The organism is Micromonospora rubida, from assembly GCF_009908295.1.
Taxonomy (GTDB): Bacteria; Actinomycetota; Actinomycetes; order Mycobacteriales; family Micromonosporaceae; genus Micromonospora; species Micromonospora rubida.
In genome coordinates this window covers 777134-790057 of sequence record NZ_JAAALO010000002.1, presented here as the reverse complement: position 1 = coordinate 790057, position 12924 = coordinate 777134, and the positions used below count along the sequence as shown (strand labels likewise).

The window sequence follows — 12924 nt, the reverse complement described above, 5'->3', positions numbered from 1 at the left end:
AGGGAGGCCCCCCATGTCGTACCCCGAGATCCGGCCCCGCCGGCTGCGCCGCACCGCAGCCGTGCGGCGGCTGGTCTCCGAGACCCGCGTCGACCCGGCCGAGCTGGTCGTGCCGATGTTCGTCAAGGAGGGGCTGACCGAGCCGCGGCAGATCGCGGCGATGCCGGGGGTGCTCCAGCACTCCCGGGACTCGCTGCGCAAGGCGGCGGCCGAGGCGGTCCAGGCCGGCGTGGGCGGGATCATGTTGTTCGGGGTGCCGGCGTCGCGTGACGAGCGCGGCTCGGGCGGCGTCGACCCGGCGGGCATCCTCAACGTCGCCATCCGGGACGTGGTCGCCGAGGTGGGCGACACGACCGTGGTGATGAGCGACCTGTGCCTGGACGAGTTCACCTCGCACGGGCACTGCGGGCTGCTCACCGGAGACGGCGCGGTGGACAACGACGCGACCCTCGCCGCGTACGCCGAGATGGCGGTGGCCCAGGCCGCCGCCGGGGTCGGCATGGTCGGGGCGTCCGGGATGATGGACGGCCAGGTCGGCGTGGTCCGCCGGGCCCTGGACGCCGCCGGGCACACCGACGTCGCCGTGCTCGCGTACGCGGCGAAGTACGCCTCCGCGTTCTACGGCCCGTTCCGGGACGCGGTGGAGTCGGCCCTGGAGGGGGACCGACGTACCTACCAGCAGGACCCGGCGAACCTGCGGGAGTCCCTGCGCGAGGTCGCGCTGGACGTCGCCGAGGGCGCGGACCTGGTGATGGTCAAGCCGGCCCTGCCGTACCTCGACGTGGTGGCGGCGGTCCGGGCCGCCGTGGACGTCCCGGTCGCCGCCTACCAGGTCTCCGGCGAGTACGCGATGGTCGAGGCCGCCGCCGCGAACGGCTGGATCGACCGGGAGCGGGTGATGCTGGAGACGCTCACCTCTATCCGTCGGGCCGGCGCGCAGATCATCCTCACCTACTGGGCGGTCGAGGCCGCCGGGCTGCTCCGCCAGCGTTCCTGAGCCGCGCCGCCCGCCGCCCCTCCACGGCAGCCGCGGCCTCCGGGTGACGCGGGCAGGAGATGGATCAGCACCCTGACGGGCGGGTGCTGGAAACCGATGAGCGGGGCGCGTCGTGGATGCCGGTGGCACGCGATTACTGGGAGTTACCTAACCTGTTTCCGCCTACCCTCCTCCTCAGTCCCTTTGCTCTGCTGCAGCGGGGGCAACAGTCACCCAGTGTTCACGCTCGCGCGAAAAGGTCCTCGCGGCCGATTCGGCATTGAGCCTGGTGGCGGCTGGTGTTGCCTGGATGGCAGCAGAGCAAAGGGTGCGCGGGGGGTGGTGGAGGGCACGGCTGGCATGACGTAGAGTAGTTTGCCGACTCGGCCGGCCTTCCGTTACCCAAAGTGCTGGAAGTTGGCCTCGCGACGCGGAGGCGACGCGTTGGGCGAGGACAAGTTATCCACAGGTTTGTCCACAGGGGTTGTTGGCTGGATCCCAGGGTCGGCAGGCTCCCGGTATGGCTTCCGCACTTGATCCACCACCGACCGGTCCGACGGTCGGGCCGTTCCCCATCGCCGGGCTGGTGCGCAAGGCCCGGCGCATCGCCGGCCTGGGGCAGCGCCAGATGGCGCGCTTCGCGAAGGTGGCGCCGTCGACCGTGGGCCGGGTGGAGACCGGTGCCATGACGCCCAGCCTCGCGGTGCTGGAGCGACTCTTTGGCGCGGCCGGCCTCTACCTCGCCGTCGTCGACCAGGACGGCCGGGTGATCCAGCCGATGGCGGACTGGGACGACACCCGCGACGGTGCGGGGCGACGCTACCCCTCCCACCTGGACACCATCCTCGACCCCGAGCCGGGCGACTGGTGGGCCGACATTTACGGCCTGGCCCGGCCACCAGAGACGTTCCATCGCTGCCCGGTGGACCGCGAGGCGCGTCGGCGGCGCAGCCAGTGGGAGGTGAGGGTGGCGCAGTACCGCAACGTGCCACCGCCGAAGGACATGCGGGAGCGGTACTGAGACCGTCCTCCGCCCGGGTGACAGGACCGAGACGGCCCCCGCCCGGGCTGGTACCCGGGCGGGGGCCGCCGTCGGCCGGAGCAGGGATGCTCCTATGGATGTCAAGCGGCAAGTTCAAGATCGTTTGTTGTGATGAGTTGGTAGATCTCGCGGGCGACGTAGCGCTTGAGGCACCGGATGATTTCTTTCTTGGACAGGCCGTCTTTGGTGCGTCGTTCCATGTAGGCGCGGGTGCGCGGGTCCCAGCGCGGGCGGCAGAGTACGACGCGGTAGAGCGCTTTGTTGGCTTGCCGGTCGCCGCCGCGGTTGAGGCGGTGGCGGTTGGTCTTGCCGGACGAGGCGGGGATCGGAGCGACACCGCAGAGCATGGCGAACGCTGCCTCTGAGGTGAGCCGGCCGTGGTTCTCGCCGGCCGTGACCAGTAACTGGCCGGCGGTGTCGGCACCGACGCCGTTGACAGCGACGAGGGTGGGGTTGATGGCGGCGACGAGGGGTTCGAGGAGTTCGTCGAGGTCGGCGATCTCGACGGCGAGCTGCTGGTGGCGGCGGGCCAGAGACCGTAGGGCGATCTTGGCGGCGGTGCCCGGGGTGGCGGCGTCGGTGCGGTCGGGTCGTAGGTTCGCGCAGGTGCTGATCAGCTGCTTGACGGCAAGGCCGCGTAGCTGGGCGCGCAGATCGTCGGGGGCGGTGACGATCAGAGTCTTGATCTGGCGCTGGGCGTCGGCGCGCTGGTCGACGGCGCTGCGGCGAGCCACCCGCAGGTTGCGGAGGGCCTCGACGCTGCCGTCGCGCTGCTTGGGGATGCTGGTGCGTTCGTGTGCCAGAGCGGTCTTAGCGGCCTGGATGGCGTCAATCGGGTCGGACTTGCCCTGGAAGCGGCGGGTCTTGCGGTCGGGGCGGTCGACCTCGATCACCGCGACGCGTTCGTCGCGGAGTCGGCGGGCGAGTCCTGTTCCGTAGGCGCCGGTGCCCTCGATCCCGGCCCGTTGCAGTCGGCCGAACCCTCGCATCCAGGCCAGCAGGGCGGCGTAGCCGGCTGCCGTGGCAGGGAACTGCTGGGTGCCCAGCACTCGTCCGATCGGGTCGAGCACCGCAGCGGTGTGGGTGTCCAGATGGGTGTCGACTCCACCGGTGACCTCGATGATCGAGGCGACGTCAGGTGTAATAGGAGGCATCGTCGTCCTGTCGTTCGTGACTGGGGGCAGGGCGGCACGCACCAGCCGGGCAACGCGGACAAGACAGAGATGGGGCCTCTAGCCAGGCTCCTATGAAGTCACAACGCCACGTCCAGTGAGTGCACGAGCGCCTCCCGACCAGGGCCGACAAATCCCGTTGAGGACCCGAAGTCAGTCAGTCGTTGGGTCAGACCCTGGCGGGAGGTGCTCATGAACATCATCTCTGTCAGTCGTCGTTGGCGATGGTGCCCACGGCGAGCGGGTCGGCCAGGCGCAGGCCCGGAATCCCGGCCACCAGCAGGTTCACCTTCTCGTCGGCCTCCCGCTTCCGGTCACCGCGCACGGTCACCGCGAAGGTCAGCGAGGTCTGCCCGGCCGCGAGGGTCTTGCAGCCGACGTACGGGTCGTAGTCCGACCCGGCCTGCGCCGTGGTGCCGAACGTGGCGGCGCAGACCAGCACGGGCTGGGACAGCGGCCGGGACACGGTGACGGTGAACGTCAGCGGGCGGGTGCCCTTGTCGCCCTCGACGACCGTCGCGTCACTGACGCTCAGCGACGCCCGGGACCGGAACCGGGCCACCTGCGGGTCGTGGTCGCTGGAGCCCCGCGACCCGTCCCCGGTGAACTCCGCCGGCCAGTCGGCGTTGATGTGCGCCGCCCGCACCTGGACCAGGTCGTCGCGCAGCGCGTCGTTGACGAACAGGTGGTCCAGCGTCTGCGCCTGCCCCTCGAAGCTGTACGAGTACGCGGACGACGGCACGTCGGCGACCAGGTCGTCCCAGAGGCTGTGCAGGCCCGCGTCGTACAGCGAGGCGAGCTGGTCCGACGGGGTCGGGTCCGCCCCGGTGGCGATCGGGTCGTCCGGGCGGGGGAAGACGTTTAGGTCGCCGCCGTAGACCACCCGGGAGTTCCGGTCCGAATTGTGGATCGCGGTGACGAGCGCGGCCCCGTACGCGGCCTGCTCGGCGCGCTGCCCGACCCGGCTGTCCGGCCCGGACGAGAAGTGGTTGCTCAGCGCCCACAGGTGGTACCCCTCGGCGCCGCCGGGGGTCGCCCGGACCAGGAACTTTCCGAGCTGCGGGGCCCGGGTGTAGACGTTGTCGCCATCCTTGCCGGTCGAGGTGTCGGTGTCGGCCGGCAGCACCGCGTTGAGCGCCTTCGGGTTCTGCACGTCCGCGTTGGCCGGCAGCCCCGCCGACCGGTACGGCACCACCGGCGCGGAGCCGAGCAGCGGGTCCGCGGCGGTCGCCGCGGCCAGCGACAGCCGGTCGGTGCGGTACAGGAATCCGGCGGTGATGCCCCGGGCGTCCGCGCCGGTCCGGTCGTACGCGGCGGCGTACGCCGGGCCGCCTGCGGCGGCGATGGTCAGCGCCAGGTCCTGGAGGGTGTCCGGGGCGCCGTCGGCGTTGTCGGTCTCCCCGCAGACCAGCTCCGTGCCGGAGACGGAACAGATGTCCTGGTCCTCGGCCTCCTGCACCAGGATCAGGTCCGGCGCGTGCAGGTCGGTGCGGATCTGGTCGGCGAGCGCCGAGAGGTGCTCCCGGTAGTCGGCCTCGCTGGCCGGCACGTAGTCGAACGGCGGGCGGACCCCGGTGCAGCCCGGGTTCCCGGTGAAGTCGCAGCCGTCGAACGGGTCGTCCCGGTGGTCGTACAGGTTCTCCACGTTGTACGTCGCGATCGCGATCTCCTGCGACCGGTCGGCCGGCTTCGGCGGGTTGTTCCGCGACGGGTCGGCCCCGGCGGCGAAGACGGCCCTCTCGACCTGGACGCCGTACTTCTCGAACGAGTAGTAGATCGCGCCGTACGCGTCCTCGCCGAGGGTGTCGAAGGTCCTCGACGGCGGCAGGAGCGCGGTGCTGTCCCCGGCGGTGCCCTTGACGCCCATGCTGCCCAGCATGATCCGCTGGCCGTTGCCGTCGTCGAAGCGTCGGGTCGGGTCGTTGTCCAGCGGGTGCGCGTCCCGGAACACCCGGCGGGCGTACTGGTCGGCGCGGTCGAGCAGCGGGTCGTCCCGGTCGACCACCCAGGTCTCGGCGTCGGCCGTGGACGCGAACACGTTCCGGCCGCTCACCGCGCCGCTGCCGGCGCGGACCCGCAGCCGGGCACCCTCGTGCCGCTCCCAGAACCGCTGCGCGGCGGCCATGTCCGCCGGGGGCACCGCGTCGTCGACCGCGACGACGGCGTTGACGTCCAGCCCCGAGGCGACCCTGCGGACCAGGGAGGCACCGGAGAGCTGGGTGAAGTTGAAGTACTCCGACACCCGGGCCCGGAGCACCACCTCGTCGCCGACGGTCGGCACGTAGCCGCCGAGCAGTGAGGTGAACGAGCCCATGAAGACGAAGATGCCGTCCGAGGACGTCGGGTCGGAGTCGGTGGCGTCGGCGCGGCTCTGCAGGAAGAAGCCGCGCTGCTCCGCCCCGGCCGAGGTGCGGGCCAGGGTGAGCTGGGTGATCACGCCTCGGACGTCGTACAGGCTGCTGCTGGTGCCGTTGCCGGAGGCCGGCGCGAGCGGCGACCGGTCGGCCGGGCCGGACTCGGCGTCGGTGGTCGGGCCCTGCACCTCGCCGACGGTCAGCTCCCGGGTCACGGTCACGGCCAGCGCGCAGCTGGCGGTGCCGCCGTCGGCGTCGGTGGCGGTCAGGGTCACCGTGTACGCCCCGGCGGCCAGGTCGGTGCTGGTGGCGACGGTGGCGCGGGCGGTGCCGCCGGCGGCGTCGGCCGGGGTGAACCCGGTCCGGGTGATCGAGCCGGTGGCCGGGGCCGGGCTGACCGAGGTGACCGCCAGGTCGACGATCGTGTCGTCGGGGTCGGTGGCGGTGACCTCGCGGCTGGCGGCGGTGCCGGCCGCCGTGGTCAGCGCTCCGCCACAGGTGACGGTGGCGGGCTGGTCGACCGGGCCGCCACCGTCGACGGTGTGGGAGCCGAGCCCGTCGAAGGTGTCGGTGGCGAGGCCGGCCCACTGGGCGGCCGGATCGAACGCGTCCGACGGATTGGTGTCGCCGGAGGTCACCGTGGGCAGCCGGCGCAGCGTGTTGTCGGCGGTGCTGGTGAGGCCGCTGCCCCACTCGGTGCCCGGGTCGACGCCGACCTGGCCGATCGAGTCGACCACGGCGGCGCCCCTGCGGAGCACGATCGCGTCGTCGCCGTTGAACAGGCTCGCGGTGGTGGTCTGGTCGGCCTGGGCGAGGATCGCCGGGGCGGCGGAGGCGGCGGCGAACACGAACGTGTCGCCCTGGGCCACGGTGCCGCTCAGCGCCAGGGTGGTCGCCGTGGTGCTGCCGTTGAAGTAGAGCTGGAGCTGGTAGCCACCGGCGCCGAGGTCGACAGGTGCGCCGGTGCCGTTGTACAGCTCGATCGCCTTGTTGTTCGACGAGCCTTCGACGTACTCGGAGATGAACAGGTCGGTGGGCGCGGCGCTGGCCGCGGGGGGTGCGATGCCGATGACCGGGATGGTGACGGCAGCGGCGGTCGCTAGCGCGGCGTATCTGCGGCGCGGGCGCATGGGGCCTCCACAATGGGTGGACGGGAACCAACGCACGTTAAGGCGCGGCGCTGTCCGCCGTCCATCCCCCGAGGGCGCATTGGCGAATACCCGACCCACGCCCCTCCGCGCCGGGTAGCCAGGTCAGCGGGCCGGGTCGAGCCGGTGCACCAGCTCGGCCACGTCCACGCTGTACTCGCACCACTCCCGGTCGGAGCGGTACCCCAGCTCGGCGTTGACCTTGAGCATCGCCTCGTTGGCCTGCGCGTTCCAGGTCTGCACCTCGGCCAGCGTCGGCTCGGCCGAGCGCAGTTCCAGCAGCATCCGCGCCTTGATCGCCCGGTCGATGCCGTAGCCCCGGTGGTCCTGCACCACGATCGTGTCGTACTGGTCGGCGCGGGTCGGGTGCTGCGCCGGCACCACGACCTCGGTCAGCCCGGCCACCTCGCCGGTGCGCTCGTGGATGGCGAGCACGATGTACGGCTTCATCCCTCGCCGGTGCAGCGTGTCCAGGCTGTCCCGCAGCCGCTGCGGGTCGTACGAGCTGGGGCGCAGCCCGTCGTCCAGGTCGCGCACCTCGGCCTTGGCCCGCGCGTACGCGTCGATCAGGTCGTCGGGCGGGCCGCCGGGGCAGAACTCCACCCGGTACCCCGCGCTGACTGCGGTGGCCATCTCGGCCAGCGTCGTCCAGTCCACTGCGGCCAGGTCCAGCACGCTGCGGGTCTCCACGTACTCCCGGGAGAAACCGAGCGCCTCGTAGAACGCCACCGCGGGGGTCTCGCCGACCACCTCGACCCCGATCGACCGGAACCCCTCCTGGTAGACCCGGCGGGCGGCCAGCCGGACCAGATCCCGGCCCAGGCCGGTGCGGCGCGCCGTCGGGTGCACCAGCACCTCCAGCACGCCGATGTCGCCGAGCAGCAGCACGTGGATGTGGCCGAGCATCGCGCCGGGCCCGCCCCCGGCGGTCGGCTCGGCATGGGCCACCCAGGAGATCCGCCGCTCGCCGGGCATCACCTCGGAGAGGTATTCCCGCAGGGAACTCTCCCGCCAGGGCGGATCCTGCGGGAGATCAGCCGCCAGAACCGCGTTCAGCGTGTCCACCAGCGACGCGATCTCGGCGGACGACGCGGTCCGGGGATCCCACTCGCGCACCATCACCCGTCTAGCTTGCCGCTAACGGCAGCGTGACGGAAGTGTCCAGTTCGCCAATGTATGGGGATGATCACGTCATGTGCGACTGGCCAACCCGTACTCGTTGGCCTTGTCGAAGACGTCCTGGGCGTACCGTCGCACGTCGTTGTACGACAGGATGGACCCCCACCAGTCGCCCGGGACGGTCAGGTTCCGGCCGCCCTTGCACAGGTAGTTGCCGGCGGCCAGGGCGGCGTCGTCGATGTCGTGCGGGTCCTTGCGGCCGTCGTTGTCCGCGTCCGCGCCGATCTCCTGCCAGGTGGTCGGGATGAACTGCATCGGCCCGATCGCCCGGTCGTAGACGGTGTCCCGATCGTAGAGCCCCCGGTCGGTGTCCAGGATCTTCGACCGGCCGCCGTTGCCGTCGAGCGGGTCGCCGATGATCTCCGGGAGCGCCCGCCCGTCCAGGCCGAGGCTGGCGCCGTTGGCCTGGCCGTGCCGCGACTCGACGTACCCGATGGCGGCGAGCGTGGTCCAGCTCAGCCGGCAGCCGGGGTTGCTCTGCGCGAGGACCAGTTCGGCGTAGCCGTACGCCTGCACGGCCACCGGCGCGATGCCGGCCTTCGCCCCGGTCTGTTGCGCCCACGCGGCGAGCGCGTCGGCGGGCCGGCCGGTCATCACCGGCGCGCCCGGCAGGTCGCCCGGACCCGGGGTCACGCCGGGTGGCAGCGCGGTGCCGGTGGCACCGGGCACCATCCCGCCCTCCGGCGCCGCCGTGCCGCCCCCCAGGGGGGTGACGGTCGCGTCGACCGCGACCGGTCGGGACTTCGGCGCGGTCGCCGGCACCAGCAGCGCGCCGGCCGCGGCGGTCGCCCCGACCAGGGCGAGCAGGAACAGCCCGGGCAGGGTGAGCCGGCCGCTCGGGCGCCGGGACCAGGCCCGGGTGGCCCGGGCGGCGGCGACCGCCGCCTGCCGGGGCGGAGGCATGCGTACGGCGTGGGCGAACGGCACCCGCCGCCGGGACCTCCTCGCCCGCCCGCCGCCGGCCGCGACCGCTGCGTCTGCCTTCTCGTCCCCGTCGGTCCCGTCGGCCTTCTTGTCCCCCTCGGCTTTGGCGGTCCCGGCGGTCTTCTGGGCGGCGTCGGCCTGGTGGGTTCCGTCCGTCTTCTCGGGCGCGTCGGCCTTGTCGGTCCCGGGGACCTTCTCGGCGGCGTCGGTCTTCCCGGCGGCGTCGGTCTTCGCGGTGCTGTCAGCCTTTTCGGACGCGTCAGCCCTCGCGGTGCTGTCGGCCTCCTCTGTGGGACCGGCCGTTCTTCCCGTCAGGTCGGCGGCGTCGGTCGTCGCTGCCGTGGTGGCGGCCGACGCCAGCGGGCCGGGCTCCGGCTTCTCTGCCGGGCCGGTGGGGTCGGGCTGTCCAGCCGTGGTCGCGGCCGTCGCCGTCGTGCCGGCTTCCGGCCCGGCCACCGCTGCGGCGTCGTTCTGGCCGGCGTCGGCCTGGCCGACGACCGCCGGCCCGGAAGCGTCGGCGGGCTGGGCGTCGGCGGGCTGGGCGTCGGCGGGCTGGGCGTCGGCGGGCTGGGCGTCGGCAGGCTGGGCGTTGGCTGGCCGGGCGTTCGGGGTGTCGGCGGGTGCCGTCGACCGCAGCCAGGGCCGGCGGGGGCGCGGCAGCCAGCCGCCCGTCGGGCGCCCGCCCGGGTCCTCGGGCGGCGCGGCCGGCCGTAGGGGTCGAACCGTCGATCTGTCCTCGCCGTCCACCACCCGTCGAGTATCACCCATGTCCCGCGTCCCGTCAGGACCGGTCGTACTCTTGTGCCATGCCCCGGTACGAGTTCCGTTGCCGCGCCTGCGGTGACACCTTCGAGATCAACCGTCCGATGGCGCGGTCCGGTGAGCCGGCTCCCTGCCCGCAGGGGCACGACGACACGGTCAAGCTGCTCTCCACGGTGGCCGTGACCGGTCGGGGCGCCGCCGGCACGTCCACGCCGGCCCCTTCCGGCGGGGGCTGCTGCGGCGGGGGCTGCGGCTGCTGATCCCGTCCGCTCCGGCCGCCGGTTCCACCCGTCGGCACAGTCGGCGCGGCGTCGACGCTCGTCGTGCTCCTCGCGCGGGCGTACCGCCCGACCTGCCGGTTGCGGCCACCGATGGCACCTTGGGTCTGATGCGGCCCGGCCGTTCTCACGATGCGTGACGGCGCGGACATGGGGCAGCATGAACCCGTCGTCACCGGGGGCGGAGGTTCGACATATGTCGCCAGGGAACCACCTCCCGAGCGGTTGGGTGACCTTCATGTTCACCGACATCGAGGGCTCGACACGACTGGCCCAGCTGCTCGGCCCGGAGTACCGCCCGGTGCTGCGGGAACACCGCCGCCTGCTGCGCCACACCCTGGCCGGCACCGACGGCGCGGAGCTGCTGACCGAGGGCGACTCGTTCTTCATCGCGTTCTCCGACGCCGGCGCGGCGCTGACCGCCTGCCTCACCGCACAGCGCGCGCTGGCCACCCACGACTGGCCGGCGCCCGAGGCCGCGCCCCGGGTCCGGATGGGGCTGCACACGGGCTGGGCCGAGCCGTGCGACGGCGAGTACGCGAGCCCCGAGGTGCACCGGGCCGCCCGGGTCGCCGCCGCCGCGCACGGCGGGCAGGTGCTCTGCTCAGGGTCCACCGCCCGGTACGCCGACCCGCTGCCGGCGGGCGCCTCCCTCATCGACCTGGGGCTGTACCGGCTGCGTGGCTTCGACGACCGGGAACGACTGTTCCAGCTCGTCGCGCCCGGCCTGGAGCGGCAGTTCCCCCGGCCGCGTACCGCCGACGCGGTGGCGCACAACCTGCCGACCCAGGTCACCTCGTTCGTCGGCCGAAAGCCCGAACGGGCCGAGCTGCGCCGCCTGGTCGAGCGGCACCGGCTGGTCACGGTGCTCGGCGCGGGCGGGGCGGGAAAGACCCGGCTGGCCGTCGAGTTGGCCACCGGGATGGTGGAGGACCACCCGGACGGGGTCTGGTTCGTCGACATCGCCTCGGTCACCGACCCCGGGCTGGTGGCGTTCGCGGTCGCCGCCGTGCTCGGGCTGCGCCCGGAGCCCGGCCGCCCGATGGTGGACACCCTCGTCGAGTACGCCGCCTCCCGCCGGATGCTGGTCCTGCTCGACACCTGTGACGCCCAGCCGTCCGCCTCGGCCGAGCTGATCTCCCGGCTGCTCGCCGGAGGGAGCGGGACCCGGGTGCTCGCCACCAGTCGCGAGTCGTTCGGCCTGCCCGGCGAGGTGGTGTGGCGGATCCCTCCGCTGTCCGTGGAGCCCCGGCCCGACGGCGCGGAGAGCGACGCGGTGGCGCTGCTGCTGGACCGCACGATGGCGGCCCGGGGCGGACGGCAGCCGGCTCCGGCCGAGGCGACGGACCTGCGGCGGGTGGTGCAGCGACTGGACGGTCTTCCGCTCGCCATCGAGCTGGCCGCCGCCCGGCTGCGGGTGCTCTCCGTGGGGCAGCTCGCCGAGCGCCTGGACGACGTGCTGGGCACCCTGGACGCCGGCCGGGACGACCTCGGCCCGCCCCGGACCGAGCCCGGCTGGACGGGCAACCAGCAGGACACCGTCGACCTGGTGGCGGCGGCCCGGGGCAAGGCGCCGCCCAGCCCGGCCGTCCGGGCGATGCGGCGCTCGGCCCGCGAGCGGCACCTCACCATGCAGGCCACCGTCACCTGGTCGTACCGGACGCTCGGGCCCCGGTCGGCCCGGCTGCTGCGCTGGCTCGCGGTCTTCGCCGGGCCGGTGGACCTGTCGACCGTGGAGTGGCTGCTCGACGACGACCCGCTCGATCCGCTGTCGGTGCTGGTCGACAAGTCGATGATCCAGGCCGAGCCGCACGCCGCGGGAGGCACCTACCGGATGCTCGACCCGATCCGGGCGTACGCGGCGCGCCGGCTGGTGCAGGCCGGGGAGGAGCGGGCCGCCCGGGACCGGCACCTCGCGTGGTCGACGCATGCGCTGCGGCGGGCGCACCTCGGCCCCGACGGCCGACCGGTCACCCTCTCCCTGTACGCCCTGGACCCGCTCGCCGGTGAGCTGCGGGCCGCCCTGCGCTGGTGCGCCACCGGCGGCAGCGCCCGGGCGGGGCTGCGCCTGGCCGGTGGGCTGGACCAGTGGTGGCGGGAACGTGGGCTGGCCCGGGAAGGGCGGCTCTGGCTGTTCCGGCTGTACGGCCGGATGGCCGAGACCGGGGAGGCCGTCCCGGAGGACGAGCTGGCGGCGGCGTACCACATGCACTCGCTGCATGCCGGCGCGGACGGCGAGTTCACCGAGGAGCTGCGCTACTCCCAGCGGGCCGAGGCGGCGGCCCGGCAGGCCGGCGACGCAGGCCTGCTGGCCCGGGTGCTGGCCGGGCGGGCCGGGCCGCTGATCGACATGGGACAGTTCGCCGAGGCCGAGCGGGTCTGCCGGGAGGTCATCGACTGGGCGCACGAGCGGGACGTCGTCCCCGACGCGCTGCTCGCGGTGTTCAGCCTCGCCGAGCTGCTGTGGCGGCGCGGCGCCCTGGCGGAGGCGGCGGAACTGCTCGGCGCGGCCCGCCCGGTCGAGGCGGCCCGCCCGGCCTACCGGGGACGCCGGTCGGTCGACATGCTGCTCGGCATGGTGGCGCTGGCCCGGCATGATCTGGTCGCGGCGCACGAGCACCTGCTGGTCGCGCTGCGGTCCCGAATGACCCACGGCTTCCACCGTCGGGCCTGCGACACCCTGAACGCGATCGCGGTGCGGTGCGCCGCCGGGGGCGATCCGTTGACCGGCGCCCGGCTCTTCGGCGCGGCCCAGGCGATTCGGGCGAGCATGCGGTCGACGCCCGGCATCTGTGGCCCGTACTGGCTGGAGCAGCAGGCCGGGCTGCGCCGGACGCTGGGCGACGCGGCCTTCGACGACGCGTACGGCGAGGGCGGCGGGCTGGGGCTGGCGGAGGCGGCGGCGCTGGCGCTGGCGGTGGAGCACCCCGACCTGGGCGCGGACTCGACCCGGTTCCGGAGCAACGGCCCGGTCGCCCCGCGCCCACTCGGCTCCCGGACAAAACCGCCGCCCGGAACGCGTCTGACCCGGGCCGCCCGCCCGCCGACAGCCGGTGACATCAGTTGAGACAGGCGAATGCCCCGGGTCG

The 12924-nt window shown here is 73.6% G+C and carries 8 protein-coding genes; 4 read left to right on the top strand and 4 right to left on the bottom strand.

Going from position 1 to position 12924, the window contains the following annotated elements; translation table 11 throughout:
- Nucleotides 1-13: 13 nt before the first annotated feature.
- Both hemB and GVV04_RS08060 read left to right on the top strand, forming a co-directional pair.
- Nucleotides 14-997: a porphobilinogen synthase gene (gene hemB / locus GVV04_RS08065; protein ID WP_161686106.1), complete on the top strand. Its 984-nt coding sequence runs from the start codon at nt 14-16 to the stop codon at nt 995-997.
- Between the two features lie 499 nt (nt 998-1496).
- Complete coding sequence (locus GVV04_RS08060) at nt 1497-1997, top strand: helix-turn-helix domain-containing protein (RefSeq protein ID WP_161686104.1); 501 nt, start codon at nt 1497-1499, stop codon at nt 1995-1997.
- Between the two features lie 101 nt (nt 1998-2098).
- On the opposite strand, the gene GVV04_RS08055 is transcribed toward GVV04_RS08060, so the two are convergent.
- The 4 genes from GVV04_RS08055 to GVV04_RS32920 all read right to left on the bottom strand — a co-directional run bounded on the left by GVV04_RS08055 (nt 2099) and on the right by GVV04_RS32920 (nt 9563).
- The gene (locus GVV04_RS08055) at nt 2099-3172 is read right to left on the bottom strand and encodes an IS110 family RNA-guided transposase (protein ID WP_161686776.1); all 1074 of its coding nucleotides are present in this window, start codon (nt 3170-3172) and stop codon (nt 2099-2101) included.
- Between the two features lie 226 nt (nt 3173-3398).
- Nucleotides 3399-6674 carry a lamin tail domain-containing protein gene (locus GVV04_RS08050; RefSeq protein ID WP_161686102.1) on the bottom strand — a complete coding sequence of 1092 codons (3276 nt, stop codon included), beginning with the start codon at nt 6672-6674 and terminating at the stop codon, nt 3399-3401.
- 123 nt (nt 6675-6797) lie between these two features.
- Nucleotides 6798-7811, bottom strand: a complete 1014-nt coding sequence (locus tag GVV04_RS08045) for a GNAT family N-acetyltransferase (RefSeq protein WP_161686774.1) — start codon at nt 7809-7811, stop codon at nt 6798-6800.
- Between the two features lie 72 nt (nt 7812-7883).
- A complete protein-coding gene (locus tag GVV04_RS32920; RefSeq protein WP_235965730.1) occupies nt 7884-9563 on the bottom strand; it encodes a lytic murein transglycosylase in 1680 nt (559 codons plus the stop codon).
- A 38-nt stretch (nt 9564-9601) separates the two neighbouring features.
- On the opposite strand from GVV04_RS32920, the gene GVV04_RS08035 reads away from it, so the two are divergent.
- Both GVV04_RS08035 and GVV04_RS08030 read left to right on the top strand, forming a co-directional pair.
- Entirely contained in the window at nt 9602-9817 is a 216-nt protein-coding gene (locus tag GVV04_RS08035) for an FmdB family zinc ribbon protein (protein ID WP_161686100.1), read from the top strand.
- A gap of 214 nt (nt 9818-10031) precedes the next feature.
- Nucleotides 10032-12902 (top strand): ATP-binding protein, encoded by a 2871-nt coding sequence (locus tag GVV04_RS08030; RefSeq protein WP_161686099.1) that lies wholly within the window; start codon nt 10032-10034, stop codon nt 12900-12902.
- Nucleotides 12903-12924: the final 22 nt, after the last annotated feature.